The following is a 17,841-nucleotide window of genomic DNA, read 5'->3' as shown; positions in this document are numbered from 1 at the left end:
GAAAGGAAAAAATGGTCATTCGCATTGCGCTCGCCCGTAAGCTCCTGGTCCGCCTCAACGCCAAAGCACGCGAGGCGCGTGCCGCTTACGCCAATGCAACTTGACAATCCAGATAGTCGCTCATCCGCCGTGAGACGCGCGAAGTTAAATCACTGATTTGCCCGACGGGTTAAGCGATTTATTTCTTCGCCAAGGGATGGACAGACCTTTGGCTGATTTGCCCGTCGGGTCGTTTCGTCGCACCTTCGTGCCGAAATCGTCCTTGCGCCCGTAGCGAAGCAGCCACCACTGAGCCGCGATGCCAAGCTCGACAGCTCAACCGCATGTTCGACATAGCGTCAGGACAACTGACAATACGTGCTGCTGTTTGCGAATATGAACGGCTGACGTCCGCCACGCCCCATGGTACCGTCCCGATCGCTCGGATCGTGAGTTATGCCTTGTGTCGAGGTCATGCGCCGATGATCGGAGCCGCAATCCCCCACATACTTCGTCGATCTGAGGCGAAGCATCATTAGACGATGACCGCGTCGGCGTTCAGCGCCGGCGCGCAATTCGACGTTTGCAACGAAAGGCATATGCAGGTCGTCTCCAACTTTGCGGCAGTTCACGGCAGAGTCCTGAAACCGCCGCTTGATTTGAAGGAGGAACCGATGAAGTTCATTAACCTGAACATACTCGCCACATCCGCCGCAGCGATGAGACTCGCAAAGACCACGGCCCTTGCTGCGGTGCTCATGTCCTTTGCTCCCATGGCTGTCGCGGGAGACCCGATTGAAAAGAAGGGGACCACCCCCTACGTCACGCATTTTATTTTTCGGCCATTGATGACAATTGACACCGCTGAGCTCGGTAAAGCCACTACGCTGGAGGCAGTCGGGACCACGCAAAATATGAAGGGAGAGAAGATGCTGGACAAGATGTCAGCACGTTGCGTGGCGCTGAACGTCGCGTCCGGCGACAAGAAGTACATTGACGGCGCCTGCGTGCTGGCCGACAGCGACGGTGACAAGATTTTCTCGACCTTCGATACGCGCGATCTCGACAAGTCCCAGCCGAAGTTGGATTGCGGCACTCATATCATCACCGGCGGTACCGGGAAGTATAAGGGGATCACTGGGAGCGAACCATTTGCTTGCATCTCTATGCCTGCGCTGGCCGGCCCGGGTGACTATTTTGCGATGGACATCCCGCACAACACGTCGTGGGAAATCAAATAACACGGACCTCGATGCCCGGTGTCGACCACCGGGCGTCAATCACTGAACGCGCCTTGCCCGACAGCGGGGCTCCTCCTCTGCCGATACTCATCCGCGGGAGGCATGAACGTCCGATGCTGGCGCTGAGCCGAAGCAGACCTAGACTGACTCTCCCAAATGTCCGCTTTCAGAGACGGCGACCGGAGGCTTGCGGGTCGCGAAGGCCGGCGCACTCAATCGCGAAGCTCGTTCCAGTTGACATCCAGCCCTACCGCAGCATTTTCTTCCGGACTTGCCAACCAATACCCCTTTGCATGGACAAGTTCGAGGAAGCGCCGCGCGTGCTCTTCGGGCGACGTATCGGCGGCCGGAATCGAGATCTCTTGCAGAAATCGCGCCATCTTTGTTGTTGTCACGCAGATGATCGAAGCGGCGACTTGCGACGAGTTTCTCCAGGCGTGCTTGGTCCCGCCTGGTACATCGAAGATGTTGCCTGGCTCAAGCTTCTCCCACTGATCTGCCCGCAGAGCATCGAGCTTTCCGGACAGCACGTAAAACGTCTCTCGGTCGGCGTGACTATGCATCGGCACCACCGCCCCCACGGGCAAGGTGCATCGGATCACACAGTAATCTCCTTCATCATCGGAAAATTCCGTGAGATACTCGTTCGTCGGACGCAAGTGTTTCTGCGGGGAAAACACTTCACTTACATCGGTCGCGCTCGTCGACCGACGATTGTTGAGAGTGAGATTGTCAGACATCGTCAGAGACCTCTTGCATGACGCTGCAGAAGGACTGGCACGTGCCGCTCGATTGTCGACCGCAGCATTGCTCTGAGACTCACTACCACGTGTTGCAAACGCGTTTCGGCCGCGACCTACGTGGTTACATTTGAAACAGATTGCGCTCCGACGCTTGCACTCAACTTCTCAGGTTTCGAGTACCGCCTGTGGCGTGTTCCGGAAGCCGATGGCCAACCGGTTGTAGACATTCATCAGGCCGATCGCGATCGTGAGATCGACCAGTTCCTTTTCCTCAAAGACTGCGCGCGCGGCCTGGAACGCTTCATCCGGTATGCCGGTCTCCGACACACGTGTCACCGTTTCGGCCCAGGCAAGCGCGGCACGCTCACGCTCGCTGAAGAGATGGCCAGCTTCCGCCCAGGCCTGCACCAGCGCGAGCTTCTCGATCTTCACACCCTTCTTGATGAGGTCGCGGGTGTGCATGTCGAGGCAATAGGCACAGTTGTTGATCTGCGAAACCCGTAGGTAAACCAGATCAACCAGCTCGGCGGGAAGACCGCTTTGCATGATATAGCCATAGACGCCGCCAAGGGCTTTTACGCCGTTCGGCGCGACTTGGTTGTAATCGAGACGCTTGGTCATTGTTATTCTCCTTGATCTTCAGGTCTTATTTGACGGGTGTGGTCAGTGCCTTGTCGTCGGTATCGACGACGAAGACCGCGAGCAGCTTGGCCGGCTCGGTCTTGCTGGCATTGCGGCTGATGGGATGGCTGGCGCCGGGTGGTTCGGACCAACTCTCACCTGCCTTGTAGACCCGCGTCGTGCCATCGTTCACCTTCGACTCGATGCTTCCGGAAATGACGTAGGCATAGATGAACGACGATTTTGCGTGGGTATGCGGAGCCGAGGCTCCGCCCGGCGGATAGTCGACGACCACGGCGATCAGCGACTTGCCGGGAATGTTGGGTATCGTCTGCTCGAAGTTCGTCGTGACCTTGCCGCCGATATCTTGGGCCGAAGTGGGCGAAGCAGATGCAATGGCAATGGCAGCGGACGCTGCGCCGATGACAGTTCGTATCTTCATGGCTCTTCTCCTTCTCCTCGATTAGATGTCGTCCTCTTGGGTCGGAAAAAAGCACCAAGAACGCACAGAAATCGTGTACTACAGGGCACGTGACTAGGCCGCTCAAATTGGAGCTCGACCGCTCTGCGAAGGCGTCGCTGGCTGAGCAGATCCGAAAGGGTATCGGCGCGGCGATCGAGAGTGGCGTGCTCGCACCCGGCGCGCGCCTGCCGTCCTGGCAGGACCTTGCGGCGCAGCTTGGCGTCGCCCGCGGCACCGTGCGCGCGGCTTACGAAAAGCTGTCCGCAGCGCAGCTCATCGTCGCATCGCGGGCCACCGGAACCCATGTCGCGGAGCGGCCTCGCGCAGCCATCCGCTCCGAACAGCCCCCTGATCCGGGCTCGTTCATGGAGATGTACCTGGAAATGACCCAGGGACCGGCCATCTTTCAGATGGGGGTCCCTGCAAAGGAGACATTTCCGGCCACGCTGCTCGCGCGAATCCGCGCCCATGCCATTCGCACTGAGGCGCGCGCAGCACCTATTTACCCGGACCCTCGCGGCGAACTTGAACTACGGCGGGAAATCGCCGCCTATCTTGCCATTGCCCGTGGCATCGAATGTTCGGCCTCGCAGGTCATCATCACCGGGGGATATAGCGGCGGCCTGGGATTGGCGCTCCACGTGCTTGGCCTCGATGGACAGAAAGCCTGGACCGAGGACCCCGGCTTCCCGTTCACCCGTCGAGGCCTGGAGCTCGCAAGATTATCGCTTGTACCAATACCGGTCGACGACAGCGGCATCGATGTCGACCATGGGCTGCGCCACGCCTCGGACGCCAAGCTGGTTGTCGTGACCCCCGGGCAGCAGGCGCCGCTCGGGGTTACTCTCTCGCTGGAACGCCGATTGCGTCTGCTCGATTGGGCCGCTCAGGCAAGCGTATGGGTGGTCGAAGACGACTATCTGAGCGAACTGCAGCTCAAGGGGCGAGCCGCGCCGGCGCTCGCCTCACTTGATCGCGCTGGGCGCGTCATCCACATCGGCTCCTTCAGCAAGACCATCAGTCCCACGTTGCGGCTCGGCTTTCTCGTCGCGCCCGTTTCGCTGTTGTCCCGCTTCGCGGAGGTCGCCGCGTGCCTTGCGCCGCCGCCCGGGCCGTCCGTGCAACTCGCGACCGCCGAGTTCATGCGCGAAGGCCACTACCTGCGCCATCTTCGGCGCACCAAGCGAGCCTACTCCGCTCAGCGCGACGCCTTGCTGGAGTGCCTGCGGCCGCACGTCGAAGCTGCCAGCATCGCAACAGCGGGATTGGCTGTGCTGCTGCGATTGCCCGACGGCGCGCCAGACACATCCATCGCCAGGGAAACGCTTGCGTTTGGAATGGCACCAGCGCCTTTGTCGACCTGGTACGCGCGGCCGGCTTCCGGACGATCGGGGCTTCTTCTGGGCATCGCGACGGTCCCAACAAAGCATCTGGCGAGATCCTGCGACCGTCTTTGCGGAATCATCGAGCGCTTCGGCTCATGCCGGTCTTGAATCGCGTTTCCGCCGATAGCGAAAGATGGTTGCCATCCCCGGGCACGAAGAAGCGCTGCGAACGGCGAGAATGGTGTCCCGCACCGAGCTACGCCTTCCGAGCCATATTTGGGCCCGACGCATGATCATCGAAGCTGACACCTTGGCCAAGCTCTTTCAGTCGCTCGCGCAGGCTGATTTCATCGAGTGACCGGAAAGGGAGTTGCATGAAGGCCAGTATCTGTCGTTCAAGACCACCAAGCGTGGCGGCGAGGGCCGTACGCCGTTCGCGCTGGTCGGAGTACCTCGCAGGGTCGGGATAACGCCAGTCGCCGGTTACCGGACGGCCCGGCCAATGCGGCAGCGGCTCTCCGGCCTCGATATCGCACAGCGTGAACACAAAATCCAAAGGCGGAGCGTCGGCCTTCGCGAACTCTTTCCAATGCTTCGGATGCAATCCCTCAGGGCGGTATTCCGCGACCCTCAGAACGTCGATTGCCAGTTCGTCGAGCTGGCTGGCCGGGCGCAACCCGGCGCTAAAGCCAGTGAAGCGTTCGCGCCCAATGCGGTTCAACACCGCTTCGGCGAAAATGCTACGCGCCGAGTTCCGATTCGAGAGAAAGAGCACATTGTAGCGGCCGTCTGCCATGCCAAGGCTCCATCGAGTGTGAAAAACAAATCGAGAGCTGGTCTTTGAGTTCCTGGCGGCAGATACGTTTTTTCGCTCGCGACCGACGTCACGCAGATGATTGGCGCGCCACATTGGGGCTGGCTCTTGAAATTTCTCGTTATTTTACGCCGTAACGCGACATCTCGTCGGCAATTTCCGGCTTGATACGTTTCGCCACCGTTATGTCGAAAGAGCCGCGCGGTTCGTCCCCCTTCAGCAGCCTCGCCTTTCCGCGTCCAAACAGGGCGTACGCTAAATTCGCGTCGATCTGCAACGCGGCGTCGTAATCCGCAATTGCCTTATCGAGATCGCCCATCTTGAGATAAACGAATCCACGACTGTCCAACATCCCGGCGCTCCCCGGGTTCAGTCGCAGCGCCTCATTGCAATCGGTTAGCGCGGTTTGTAAATCGTCTCTGATTGCGCGAGAGTAACAACGACTGTTAAAGGCTACGAAGCAGCTTGGTGCGACTTTGATCGCTCTGCTAAATTCATCGATAGCACGATCATACTTTCGCTCGGCTCTGTAGATTTCGCCCCTTCCCACGTGAGCCAAGGCATTGTTCGGATAGAGCTTGATTGCAGTATCGAACTGGGCGGCTCGATCGTTATCCTTCTGCTTATGAGATTCGACCCCGCTATTGTAGATCATCGCGCTTTTGTGCCAGGCCTCATAGGTTGGACCGGAAGGAGGCGGCGCCATACAAGCCGAGGTGGCTGTCGAGCCCAAGTTTTTTCGGGATGCTTCGGGCGAAGTCACCAAATTACCAGCGGCGGCTATACCGGAAAATCCGACCGCTCCGACAAATCCGACGATAAGCCATAGGGTAGCTGCGCGTAGAAGCGCTCTTGATTTCATAACCGACCTAAAGGATTTCAAAGCTTGCGCTTCGTTATCTCTGTAATGTGACGCTACTGCCGTGGACACAAGCGTGCCTCATCGCGTCCTTGAGTACACGGCCTGGCCAGGCTCCGTCAGCGATCGGCATGGCTCCGTGGAATGAGGAGACCATTACTCCGACGTCACGGACGGACGGTTCAGCATGATGAAATAGAGATTGCGGATATAAACCAGCAAGCCCAGCGCCTGACCAGCGATGAAGACGGGGTCGCGGCGGTAGAGCGCGTAGACCAGAAGCAGCGCGCCACCGCCGACCGAGAAGAACCAGAACGCCACCGGGATCACGCTCTTGCGCGCGCGTTCGGATGCGATCCACTGCACGACGAAGCGCATCGTGAACAAGCCCTGCGCGATGAAGCCGAGCACAACCCAGGCGTCGAATTTCACGACGAAGACGTCATGCAGGTAGTTCAGCAAGTCATTCATTGGGCGTCACCTTGGTCGCTTCGGTCACTTCGGTGACCTCGGTCACTTCCGTGGCCACGGGCGTCGGCCTCTTACGGCGGATCAGCCACCAGACGCCGGCGAGATCCATGATCCCTATCCAGAGCCGGTCGAAGAAGCCGTAGTTCGAGACGCCGGAATGGCGGGGACGGTCGACCACGTCGACATAGGCGATCTCAAAACCCTCGCGGCGGACCAGCGCCGGCAGGAAGCGATGCAGCCCGTCGAAATAGGGCATCATCAGGAAGACCTCGCGCGGAAATGCCTTCAATCCACAGCCGGTGTCGCGCGTGCCGTCGCGCAGGATCGCGCCGCGCACGGCATTGGCGATGCGCGACTGCAATTTCTTGAAGCCGGTGTCCTTGCGCCCTACCCTCTGGCCGGCGGCAAGCCCGATGCGGCCGCTGCCGCTCTCGACCGCGGCAATCAGATCCGGCAGGAAAGAAGGATCATTCTGGCCGTCGCCATCCAGCGTCGCAACGATCGCGCCGCGCGCGGCACGGACGCCGCTGCGCACTGCCGCCGATTGCCCCGAAGAGACCGCATGCCGGAGCTGGCGCAGGTTGGAGCGCTCCTTCATGGCCGCGCCGATCCGCGATGCGGTCGCATCGGTCGAACCGTCATCGACATAGATGATCTCGTAGACCCAGCGGCGGCCGAGCGCGGCGGCGATCTCCGCAATCAGCGGCGCGATGTTCTCGGCCTCGTTGCGCACGGGCACAACGATGGAGACGGCCACCGCGGTCTGGTCGGAAGGAGGCAATTCGGCACTCTTGGCTGGATTTTTGGCTCTCTGGACGGCCTTACGGCCGGAACCGCCTGATACGGCGGGACGGCGCCGCTTTTATGGGGCGGAAGCGCCCCCGGCAACCCTTTTGAGGCGGTCCAGCGAGGGGCCGGCAAGCGGGTAGATCGTGCCATCACGCTGAATCGCAAACCCGAGCCGCCGGGCCGCAAACCAGTAGCGCACCGCCATGGCGCAGATCACGCCGACCAGCGCGCCGCCGACCACGTCGCTCGGGTGATGCGCCAGCAATACCAGGCGGGTGGCGCAGATCACGAGCGCATAAATCAGCATCACGAACCGCGCCCGCGGCCACAGTGCCGAGATCGCAAAGGCCAGCGCAAAGGCGGTGGTCGCATGCCCGGAGGGAAAGCTGGCATAGGCCTCGCTGCCGGCGAAATGCGAGAAGTTGAAGGCGTTGGGCTCGCCGCCGACAAACGGCCGGCCGCGCCCGACGATCCATTTCAGGAGGTCGCCGACCAGCACCGGGAACAAGACCGCGAAGAACAGGAACTGCAGCCGCGTTCCCATTCCCAGCAGCAGGGATCGCCGAATGCCGTGCAAGGCCGGCGCAATGATCACAACCAGGATCAACAGTCCGGCCACGGTCCACAGCACATAGGCATCCTTGCCGAAATCGGTGAGGATGCGGACCCACCACAGGCTTGCAGTGCCGCGCGGCGGCATCAGCTTGATCTCGGGCACATCGAACACAAGCATCAGCAGAATGATGGCGGCGCCGATGATCGCGATCAGCGACAGCCCGTGCCGCGCCGCGCGCCGGCCGGCCTCCGTCCGACGCGAATGCGACGGCGCACGCACAAGCTGGGCAAGCGACCGCCCCGTCAGCGTGGCCAAGCGCGCCGGATAGCTTGCGGATTCATGGCGGACGACCGGCGCCGGCATTTTCTAGTGTACGTCCTCGGAACGGTAGATGCCGATGGAGATCGGCCTGCCCTGCGAGATGTTATAGCCATCGATGCGCATCGCCGCGTTGTAGCGCAAACCGATCGCTTCGGCCCGCTGCACGAAATTGCGCTCGGAACGCGCCTCCACCAGCGCAAACCGGCATGCGCCCTGCGCCAGGAAATCCGCGGCACCCGAACCGTCGGTCAGGACGATCGAGGTGTCGGTCGAGAACACCAGGCTCGGCTCGTGGTAGCCGGCCGAGGCCAGCTTCGGACCCGGGCAATTGGCGTAGCGCAGGAGGTACCCGACCTCGCCGCTCGGAAACAGCGGCTTCAAAGACGGCACCACCAAGCCATAGATGGCGATCGCAAGCAGCATCGCCGCGATCACCGCATTCAGGAACGAGCGCTCGGCGCGGCTGTCCTCGAACATCCACCAGGCGGCCAAGCCGAAGATCATCGCACCCGCCAGGAACGGCCAGGCTGGGAACGCGGGCTGATGGGTCAGCTTGATCGCACCGGCGACCGCAATCACGGCAGCGATCGCGGGGATCGCGAACCACCAGGCCGAGCCGCGGATCAGCCAGACGGAGCGCGACAGCACGCGCCGTTCCAGCGCACCGACGGTCAGGATCGCGATCGCGGGATAGAGCGGCAGCACGTAATGCGGCAGCTTGGTGAGCACCGCCTCGAACACGATCCAGGACGGGATCAGCCAGGCCAGCAGAAACTGCGCGCCAGGCTCGCGTCGCGCACGCCACACCGCCGGTGCCGCCATACCTGCCAGCGGCGCACCCGGCCAGAACGTGATCCAGAACAGGACGAGATAGAGCCCGGGCGGCGCGCCGTGGGATTCCTGCGCGCCGAGCTTGCTCAGCATGTCGCCGCCGACGGAATCGGCGAAGAAGGTTTCGCCGGCGCGCAGGAAGATCAGGACGAACCACGGCAGCACCAGCACCAGGCACCACATCAGGCCCCAGACTGGGCGCATGCGGGAGAACCACTCCAGCGAGCGGTCGAGGATCGCCAGAGCCACGATGGCGAGCCCGACGAACATCAGGATCAGCGGCCCCTTCAGCAGGATGCCGCCGGCCAGCGCAGTCCAGAAGATCACAGGCCCTGACCACGGCGGATGCGCGGGATCCTCGCCGCGCTGCCAGGACAGATACACCCGTGCCAAAGCCCCCATCGCGGCAGTGACTGATAGCAGCAGCATCGCGTCGGTCTTCGCCAGGCGCGCCTCGGCGCCGAGCAGCACGCAGCTCGCCATCATCAGCGCCGCCAATGCCGCGCCGCGCCGGGTGACGAAGGCAAGCGCGGTCCAGTAGGTCAGAAGCACGGCGCCGATCGCGCCGATCAGTGACGGCACCCGGTAGAGCCAGATCCGTGTCTGCGCCCGCGGCATGCCGAGGGCGGAGGCCGTTTCAACGACTGCGGCCTGCAACCAGTAGATGCCGACCGGCTTCTTGTAGCGGACGTCGTCCTGGAACCGGATGTCGACGAAATCGCCGCTCTCGACCATTTGCTTGGTCGCCTGCGCAAAGCGCGCCTCGTCGCGGTCGATCGGCGGGGTCGCGAAGAAGCCGGGCAGGAACAGGACCAGGCAGCACAGCACCAGGAACAGAACCGAGCGCCGGTGATTGGCGGTCGCAAACTCGAATGCGAGCGCCAGCCTGCGGCTGGAATGCGCAGGTTTTACAGGCTGTTGCCCTGCTCCGAAACGCCTGACATTGACGGTCTCAACCATGGGCTTCGCATACGATGAAACCGTAGGCCAAACAACCGCACAGGTTCCGTTTTGTCCCCTGTGTGGGCTCTGGGTCACTGCACCCGGATAACGACCGTATCGGCGGCTCCGGTCGCGTCGATCACGGTCAATCGGGCAAAGCCGGGGCCCGGTGGCTCGATCAGGCGCTGGCGACGGCTATCGAGATCGCCAACCGCGACCCCGTTGACCAGCATGGTTAACGGCAGGACGCCGCCGGCGACCTTGACCGGCATCGGCGCGACCTCGCCGCCTACAGCGCGATCGACATCGATGCGCGAGCCGTTGATCGGGAACTGGATGTGCGGCGCCTGATCGCTGCCCGTGCGCACGAGTTCCCCCATGGGACGGAAACGGCGGAGCGGCAGCGGCAGCTTGGTGTTGCTGGCGACCAGCGTTCCCTTCGGCGCCTTCGGCAGCGCCGCAGGAATCCTGCCGGTCCGCGCAAAGGCGTCGAACAGGATCGGCGCCGCCGCGCCGCGCCCGATCAGCCCCGGCACCGGCACGCCGTCGGGACGGCCGACCCAGACGCCGATGGTGATGCGGCCATCGAAGCCGACCGACCAGGCGTCGCGGTAGCCGTAGCTGGTGCCAGTCTTGAAGGCGATCCGGTTGTGCACGCCGTTTTCCGGCGGCGGCGTGCCGATCAGGACATTGCCGACCTGCCAGGCGGCAACCTGGTCCATCAGCCGCATCGGCTCGCGCTCGTCTTGATCAAGCATGATCTCGCGGAGCGGCTTGGTGGTGCCGAGCCGGGGGAAGCCGGCATAGAGCTGCGCCAGATCCTGCAAGGTGATGCCGACACCGCCGAGCCCCATCGCCAGTCCTGGCACTTCGTCTTTCGGCAGCACGAGGCTGGTGCCCGCCTGCTTCAGGCGCGACGACAAGCGGCTCGCGCCGACGCGGTCGAGCAGCGCGATCGCGGGCACGTTGAGCGACAATTGCAGCGCTTTGCGCACCGACACGGTGCCCTGGAAGGTCATGTCGAAATTTTCGGGCGCGTAGGAGCCGAAGCGGATCGGGCGGTCGTCGATCAGGCTCTCGGGGTGCACAAAACCGTCCTCGAAGGCGAGGCCATAGATGAATGGCTTCAGCGTCGAACCGGGCGAGCGCACCGCGCGCGTCATGTCGACCTGCCCTGCCCGGCGCTCGTCGAAATAATCGGGCGAACCGACGCGCGCGAGGACGTCGCCGCTCTCATTGTCGACTGCGACGATCGCGACCGAGACGTTCGGCCCTTGCGCGACGGCACGATCACGGGCGAGAGATTCTAGATTCTTCTGCAGCGTGGCATCGAGCGTCAATCGGATGAGGCGCGCATCCTTCATCGTCGCAAGCGCCTGGTCGGCCGAATGCGGCGCCAGGATTGGCATCGGCTTGCGATATTTCGGCACGGCTTCCGACTTGGCCTGCGCCGCGTCTTCCGCCGACAGCACGCCCTCCTCCACCATGCGATCGAGCACGCGGTCGCGCCCCTCGCGCGCGGCTTGCGGATAGCGATCGAGCCGTCGCCGCTCCGGCGATTGCGGCAGCGCGACCAAGAGCGCCGCCTCCGCCAATGTCAGCCGCTTCGGCTCCTTGCCAAAATAGGCGATCGATGCCGCGCGCACGCCTTCGAGATTGCCGCCGAACGGCGCCAGCGCGAGATAGAGGTCGAGGATCTCGTCCTTATCGAGCTGCTGCTCAATCTCCACTGCGCGCACGATCTGGCGCAGTTTTGCGTAGAGCGAGCGCTCGCGCCGCGGCTCCATCAGCCGCGCGAGCTGCATCGTGATGGTCGAGCCGCCCGAGACGATGTGGCCGGAGGTGACGAGCTGCAACGCGGCGCGCGACAGCGCCAGCGGATCGACGCCGCGATGGGAATAGAAGCGCTGGTCTTCGTAGCCGAGCAACAGCTTCAGATAGGTCGGATCGACTGATGTCTTCGCATCGACCGGCAGCCGCCAGCGGCCGTCCACCATCGCGTAGGCACGCAGCAGCTTGCCATTGCGGTCGACGATGGTGGTGGAGACTTTTCGCGCCTCTGCGAGCGGCAATGGGCCGAGGGAAATGGCCCAGGCGGTGAAGGCGGTTGCAGTTACAATGAGAATAGCCGCAGCAAAAACTGCGATACGTAGAACCCGCCGCTTACCACCACGGGCGTCATGGCCGGGCTTGTCCCGGCCATCCACGTTCTTTTCCGCGGCAAGCGTGGATGCCCGGGTCAAGCCCGGGCATGACGATGGGGTGTGCGGAGACGCCGTCCCCTTCATGGCACCGTCCCTCGTCCGGCCGCCACTCATTTCGCTGCCCGCACCTCCACAGTGCCGGTGCCGGTGCGGCCGTAGCGCGAGGGATTGTACATGTCCTCGACATAGGCCTGCGGCAGCACGTATTTGCCGGGCGAGACCGCGCGCACGACATAGGCGACCGTGAACACCGACTTGGCGTCGGCGGCCCGGTCGATCGCCGCGGTGAAGCGGTCGTCGCGGAACTCGGTATGCTTGGGCTCCTCGCCGTCCTCGATCCAGTCGAGCGTGCCGGAGTCGCCGGAGGACACGAGATGCGGATTGTCAATCTCAAGGCCTGCCGGCAGATAGTCCGACACGATGATGTGCCCGTATTCCGGCTTGGCTTCGGTGATCTTCAAGACGACGGCGAAACGATCGTTCTGCTTCGCCTTGCTGACGTCAGCCGGCTTGCCGTCGAGCGTGAAATAATTGCGCTCGATCTTGAAGCCGTTGGAAGCGGCCGGCTCCGGCGTCACCGGCGAGCCCGACACGGAGACCACGACCTGCACCGGCGCTTCACCGGTGTTGGTGATCTTGATCGGCTTGCCGGCCATCGCCTCAGCCTTGTAGCTGCGGAACACCGCCGTCTTGACCGGCTGGCCGTCGACGTCGAGGCTCAGCGTTTCCTTGGCGAGCGCGCGGGCGGCGAGCACCAGCCAGGCGTTCTCCTGGGTCGAGGTGTAAGGCGTCAGCCCCCGCGCCGCCTCGACGCGCGCGACCGCGCCGACCATGGTGGCGCGCGGCGCATTGCCCTCGCCGGCGAGCGAGACCAGCGCAGCGGCATCGCGCAGCGCCGAACCGTAATCCGTGCGGCCGAACTCAAGCGCCGGCTTTGGATTGAGCGAGTCGAGCGCAGCGGCATAGACCCGCTCCGCCCTCGCCCGGTCGCCGACCAGCGCCAGCGCGGCTGCGAGCTGCGATTTCGCAATCGGAGTTGCGAGGTTGTTCAGCTTGGTGTCCGCGAGGTAGCGCAGGTCGCCGATCGGGGCCGCACCATTGCGGGCGAGCACGTAGAGGCCGTAAGCGAGATCGCGGCCGCCGTCCTTCTCCGGCTCGTTGGCATTGACGACGGCGTTACGGATGCGGTCGAGCGCGTTCTTGAACAGCACATCCGGCACCACAAAGCCCTTCTCGCGGGCGCGGGTCAGGAAGTCGGTGACGTAGGCATCGAGCCAGGCGTCGTCGCCGCCGGCCGACCACAGGCCGAACGAGCCGTTCGAGCCTTGGCGGGCGAGCAGCCGTTCGATCGCATCCTTGATGCGCTGGTCGACCGCGGTGTCCATCGCCAGATGCGCCCCGGCGGCGAGATCGTTGACATAGAGCAGCGGCATCGCGCGGCTCGTGATCTGCTCCGAGCAACCGTACGGGTAGCGGTCGAGCGCCTTGAGGATCGTGGCGGCGTCGAGCGCAGTCGACAGGCTCGCCGACACCGACACGCCGCCGGTGCCCTGCACGAGGTCGGTGAACATGTCCGACGTCAGCGTCAGGCTGTCGCCCTTGGCCAGCGTGCGAACGGAACGGCGTGCCAACACCTGCGTCGCCGGCTTGACATCGAGCGCGTAATGGCGCGCCAGCGTCAGGCCATTCGGGCCCATGATGTCGACATCGAGATTGCCGGCGCCGGCGCCGCCGGCGTCGAGTGCCAGCGACAGCGAAGTGCGCTGCTTGGCGGCGAGCCTCACCGTGGTGGCGGGATTGCCCGAGAGCTTCACCGGGCCGGAAGCCTTCACGTTGATGATGTAGTCGCCGGCTGCGCCCTCGACATTGTCGATATCCATGCTCATGGTGCCGCGGTCGCCATTGAGCAGGAAGCGCGGCAAAGTCGCGGTCAGCACCACGGGATCGCGCACGGTGACATCGGTGGTGGCGCGGCCGAGCTTGGTGGCGCTCCAGGCCACCGCCATCACCCGCGCGGTGCCGGCGAATTCCGAGATGTCGAAGCTGATCTCGGCGGTGCCATCGGCGCCGACGGTGACGATGCCGGAATAGAGCGCCAGCGGTTTCTGCGTGGGCGGCGAGCCCTGCAATTCGGCGCCGCCGGAATCGCCGCCGGTCCTGATCTGGCCGCGCGTGCCCTGCATGCCGTCAATGAGCTGGCCGTAGAGGTCGCGGATTTCGGCCGTCAGGCGACGCTGGCCGAGATAGTAATCGTCAGGCGCTGGCGGCTTGTAATTGGTGAGGTTGAGGATGCCGACATCGACGGCGGCCACCACGACCTTGGCGTCCTCGCCGGGATTGAGCCCGTCGAGCTTGACCGGAATCTTCAGCGCCGAGCCCGGCCGCACCAGCGGAGGCGGCGAGAGCGTCACCGCGAGCGTGCGGGCCTTCTTGTCGATGCCAAACCATTTCAGGCCGATCGCACGACCCGGCATGCGCTGCGCGGCCGTATCGAGCGGACGGCGCAAGGTCGTCATCACATAGGCGCCGGTGCCCCAATCCTTGCCGACAGTGAGCCTGACCTGCTGGGTGCCTTCCTTGACGTCAGCGGTCTGCGTCGTCAGCAGGCGATCGCCGAGCACGTTGACGGTCAGCCGCCCCGCCGAGCGGGCGCTGACGGTGACCAGCATGGTGTCGCCGGACTGGTATTCCGGCTTGTCGATCGAGGTTTCCAGGAGGTCCGGTGTGTCGGCGCTGCCGTCGGAATACCAGCCGACATCGAACTGCACCGAGGTCAGCGGGCCGTCGGCATCGTTCGACTTGACGTCGAGGCGATATCGGCCCGGCTGCGGCGCGAACGACAGCCGCGACGGCTTGTCGGCAGCGAGATTGACATCGCCATCGGCGACGCGGCTCGTCGACTTGACCGGTTCATAGTCCCAGGACGAGCCCTGGCGATACCATTGGTAGCGCGACTCGATCTTCAGGAGTTCGTAGCGCAGACCGTTGCGCGCGAGCTGCTTGCCGTCGGGATCGACGAACACGACGTCGAACTCGGCCTTGTCGCCTTCCGCCACGCTCTTGTCGCCGAACGACGGCTTGATGCCGATCAGCGAACTCGCCGGCGCCACGGGGAGCACGATCTTGCGCTCAACCGAGCGGCCGCCGGTCTCCGCCATGCGGATGAATATCTGCGCTTCCTGCGGCCGGGTCGAGGTCGGCGCCTTCTCCAGCTTCACCGGGAAGACGGCCGCGCCCTTCGCGTCCGACTCCGGCAGGTTCTCGATCGGGGTGCGCTCATTGCTGGCGCTCTGCTCGTCGGCGACGCCGAACTGGTAGCCGGAATAGCCGGGACGTCCCGAGGCTGCCGTCGTCACCAGCATGTCGCCTTCGAGCTGCAGCCCGGACGCCGGCGCGCCGTAAAGGAAATGACCGTCGACCTTAAGTTCCACTGGAACTTCAGCTTTGATGACCTTGTCCTTGGCGGTCAGATCGAATTCGATCCGTTCGGGAATGTAGTCCTCGACCATGAAGGTGGTCTCGCCGACGGACGCTCCCTTCGGATCGGTGAAGGCACGCACGCGCCAGGTGCCGGTCGGCACCGCCGAATTCAGCGCAACGGCCATGCTGCGGCCGCCGGCGCCCTGGTCGGGCAGCACGGCGCGGCGGAATTCGACACCGTCGGGACGCTCGATCACCAGCGTCAGCGGGCCGCCGGTCATGGCGTTGCCCTGCCCGTCCCGCAAGAGCGCGGTGAGATAGACGGTCTCGTTGGAGCGGTAGACGCCGCGCTCGGCATAGACGAAGGCATCGGCGCCCGCGGGCACCGCGCGACCCGCGACGCCGCGATCGGTGAGGTCGAAGGCATTGCTCTTCAGGCTCAGGAACGCATAGTCCGACTTCTCGCTCATGACGGTGAGCAGCGCCGGCGACAGGCCGCCCTCGCCGCGCGCCAGCCCGGCCTCGAACACCACATGGCCGGTCTCGTCGGTCTTGCGCGTGGCCAGGATCTCGTTGTTGCGAGCGACCAGCTTTACCTCGGCCTTGGCAACCGGCTCGGTGGACGCCAGCGAATTGACGAAGACATGGATGCCGTCATTGCCGGAGAACGCTGTCAGCCCCATGTCGGAGACGATGAACCATTGCGTCGCCAGCGTGCCGTCATCGTCGCTGCTCGGCCCCTTGGCGGCGGCGGTCATGACATAGACGCCGGGCTGCAGGTCGCCGAGCGCCTGGTCGACCGGGAACGCGGTGACGACGTCCTGGTTGAGCGTGGTCGCGGTCGCGAGTTCGCCGGACCAGACCTTCATCCCGCGCTGGTCGCCGAGATCCGAGAGCTGGTAGCTGCTCAGCGTGCGCTGGAAGTCGCTGTCGATCACCGTGTTGATCAGGTTGCGGTCGCCGATCCGGAACACGTTGATGGTCACGGCCGGAGTATTGACGCTGACCACCGGGATGCCGCGCTGGCCGGTGCGCGGCAGCACATAGGCGCGGCCGGTGAAGCGCACGAACGGCTTGCGGTCGCGGACATAGATGTTGAATTCGGCCGACTTCGGCAGCACCTCCTTCACCGTCGACGGCAGGCCGGCGCGCAGGTTGACATTGTAGCGCTCGCCATGCTTCAGCCCATCGACACAGAGCTGCTTGCCTTCGGTGGTGAGCGCCGGCTTGTCGGTGCCGGCAAGCGCCACGAACGGCGCGAAATCGACGCGCTTGGCCAATTCCTCGGAGAACTGGAAGCAGGCGCGCGGCGTGGCGCCATCGGAATCCACGCTGTAGTCGAGCAGCCGGAAGCCATGCTCGTCGCGCATCTTCTCATACTGGCCGCGGACTTCGGCGACCTCGCGCATGTCGAGCGACATCCGGAGCGCATCGAGCGCCGGCCGCCACAATTTGCGCTCCGAGAACGCCCGGCCGAGCACGGCCAGCGCATCGGCCTCCTCCGCCTGGTTGCCGGCACGCTGATAGGCGATATAGGCGGCGGTCGAGGCGCGCTCGAGCAGGAAGGTCTGCTCGCTCGAGCTCGACGTGCGGATCTGGAAGATGGTGCGGGCAAGCCGCAGCCAGTTGCCGCTGTCCTCCGGCGTGGTGGCGGCGATCTGGCCGAGGATCTGCAGGCCCGTGCGGAAATCGGCGCGCCTGAAAGCGGCATCCGCATCGGTCTTCAGCGTCGCCGTGCTCTTGGCGACCGGCCCCGCCTCGCTCTTGATCTGCGCCTCCAGCTTGATCGCGGAATCGGCGAGGTCGTCGCGCTTGAACGCCTTGTCAGCCGCCTGCGCCGTCGCGAGGCCAAGCGCCAGCGCTGCGCAAAAAGCTGCGACACGAACCAAACCAATCATGACGGATCTCCCGGGGCGGCAGCCGAATGCCGCGTGACGAATAAAAGGGCGCGAAAAGGTGACAGACTGATGGCGCGGAAACAAACGTAGCGAAGGAGTCGCAAACAGGCATTGCCAAACCAGTCATTATCCCCGGCCGGCGGAGCGCCGGCGCGGCAGGCGGTGACCGTGGACCGCAACCCGCGCTCCACCCGCACGCCTTTGTCGCCCGATATCAGAAAATGGTTCGGATCGGGTCGCCGAAAAATCGGATCTTTCGCATCGGCAGGCTGGGCGGCCGCCCAGCCTTGGAGCATGATCCGGAAAAGTGGAAACCGGTTTTCCGAAAAGATCATGCTCAAACAAAGAGAGAAGATCATGATCC

The 17,841-nt window shown here is 63.9% G+C and carries 14 protein-coding genes and 1 pseudogene; 3 read left to right on the top strand and 12 right to left on the bottom strand.

Features of this window, described 5'->3' with window-relative positions; all coding sequences use genetic code 11:
* A pseudogene (locus tag ACZYOF_RS23685) lies at positions 1 to 104 on the top strand (IS110 family transposase); the annotation flags it as partial.
* A 417-nt stretch (positions 105 to 521) separates the two neighbouring features.
* Positions 522 to 1,220 (top strand): hypothetical protein, encoded by a 699-nt coding sequence (locus ACZYOF_RS23680; RefSeq protein ID WP_463717287.1) that lies wholly within the window; start codon positions 522 to 524, stop codon positions 1,218 to 1,220.
* A 212-nt stretch (positions 1,221 to 1,432) separates the two neighbouring features.
* On the opposite strand, the gene ACZYOF_RS23675 is transcribed toward ACZYOF_RS23680, so the two are convergent.
* The 3 genes from ACZYOF_RS23675 to ACZYOF_RS23665 form a co-directional block, all read right to left on the bottom strand.
* Entirely contained in the window at positions 1,433 to 1,960 is a 528-nt protein-coding gene (locus ACZYOF_RS23675; protein ID WP_463717286.1) for a cupin domain-containing protein, read from the bottom strand.
* A gap of 168 nt (positions 1,961 to 2,128) precedes the next feature.
* Positions 2,129 to 2,584 (bottom strand): carboxymuconolactone decarboxylase family protein, encoded by a 456-nt coding sequence (locus ACZYOF_RS23670; RefSeq protein ID WP_463717285.1) that lies wholly within the window; start codon positions 2,582 to 2,584, stop codon positions 2,129 to 2,131.
* 25 nt (positions 2,585 to 2,609) lie between these two features.
* Positions 2,610 to 3,026 carry a cupin domain-containing protein gene (locus ACZYOF_RS23665; RefSeq protein ID WP_394567735.1) on the bottom strand — a complete coding sequence of 139 codons (417 nt, stop codon included), beginning with the start codon at positions 3,024 to 3,026 and terminating at the stop codon, positions 2,610 to 2,612.
* Between the two features lie 89 nt (positions 3,027 to 3,115).
* On the opposite strand from ACZYOF_RS23665, the gene pdxR reads away from it, so the two are divergent.
* Positions 3,116 to 4,540, top strand: a complete 1,425-nt coding sequence (pdxR, locus tag ACZYOF_RS23660; protein ID WP_463717284.1) for a MocR-like pyridoxine biosynthesis transcription factor PdxR — start codon at positions 3,116 to 3,118, stop codon at positions 4,538 to 4,540.
* An 88-nt stretch (positions 4,541 to 4,628) separates the two neighbouring features.
* Here pdxR and ACZYOF_RS23655 read toward each other — a convergent pair whose 3' ends face one another.
* The 9 genes from ACZYOF_RS23655 to ACZYOF_RS23615 form a co-directional block, all read right to left on the bottom strand.
* On the bottom strand, positions 4,629 to 5,168 hold the full coding sequence (locus ACZYOF_RS23655; protein WP_463717283.1) for an arsenate reductase/protein-tyrosine-phosphatase family protein: 540 nt from the start codon (positions 5,166 to 5,168) through the stop codon (positions 4,629 to 4,631).
* 139 nt (positions 5,169 to 5,307) lie between these two features.
* Positions 5,308 to 5,841, bottom strand: coding sequence for a tetratricopeptide repeat protein (locus tag ACZYOF_RS23650; protein WP_463717282.1), 534 nt, complete (start codon positions 5,839 to 5,841; stop codon positions 5,308 to 5,310).
* A gap of 360 nt (positions 5,842 to 6,201) precedes the next feature.
* Complete coding sequence (locus ACZYOF_RS23645) at positions 6,202 to 6,516, bottom strand: lipid-A-disaccharide synthase N-terminal domain-containing protein (RefSeq protein WP_130580348.1); 315 nt, start codon at positions 6,514 to 6,516, stop codon at positions 6,202 to 6,204.
* A complete protein-coding gene (locus tag ACZYOF_RS23640; RefSeq protein WP_463717281.1) occupies positions 6,509 to 7,297 on the bottom strand; it encodes a glycosyltransferase family 2 protein in 789 nt (262 codons plus the stop codon). The genes ACZYOF_RS23645 and ACZYOF_RS23640 overlap by 8 nt, the downstream gene beginning before the upstream one ends.
* Positions 7,298 to 7,378: 81 nt before the next feature.
* On the bottom strand, positions 7,379 to 8,224 hold the full coding sequence (locus ACZYOF_RS23635) for a phosphatase PAP2 family protein (RefSeq protein ID WP_394567741.1): 846 nt from the start codon (positions 8,222 to 8,224) through the stop codon (positions 7,379 to 7,381).
* A gap of 3 nt (positions 8,225 to 8,227) precedes the next feature.
* Complete coding sequence (locus ACZYOF_RS23630; protein WP_394567742.1) at positions 8,228 to 9,973, bottom strand: ArnT family glycosyltransferase; 1,746 nt, start codon at positions 9,971 to 9,973, stop codon at positions 8,228 to 8,230.
* Positions 9,974 to 10,047: 74 nt separating this feature from the next.
* Positions 10,048 to 12,162: a penicillin-binding protein 1C gene (gene pbpC / locus ACZYOF_RS23625; protein ID WP_463717280.1), complete on the bottom strand. Its 2,115-nt coding sequence runs from the start codon at positions 12,160 to 12,162 to the stop codon at positions 10,048 to 10,050.
* Between the two features lie 107 nt (positions 12,163 to 12,269).
* Complete coding sequence (locus ACZYOF_RS23620; protein ID WP_463717279.1) at positions 12,270 to 17,477, bottom strand: alpha-2-macroglobulin family protein; 5,208 nt, start codon at positions 17,475 to 17,477, stop codon at positions 12,270 to 12,272.
* The gene (locus tag ACZYOF_RS23615; protein ID WP_463717278.1) at positions 17,474 to 17,836 is read right to left on the bottom strand and encodes a hypothetical protein; all 363 of its coding nucleotides are present in this window, start codon (positions 17,834 to 17,836) and stop codon (positions 17,474 to 17,476) included. The genes ACZYOF_RS23620 and ACZYOF_RS23615 overlap by 4 nt, the downstream gene beginning before the upstream one ends.
* Between the last annotated feature and the right edge of the window lie 5 nt (positions 17,837 to 17,841).

Source organism: Bradyrhizobium sp. LeoA1Lang (assembly GCF_055413685.1).
Note: the sequence above shows the minus strand (reverse complement) of the source record. Positions and strands in the feature narration are given on the sequence as shown.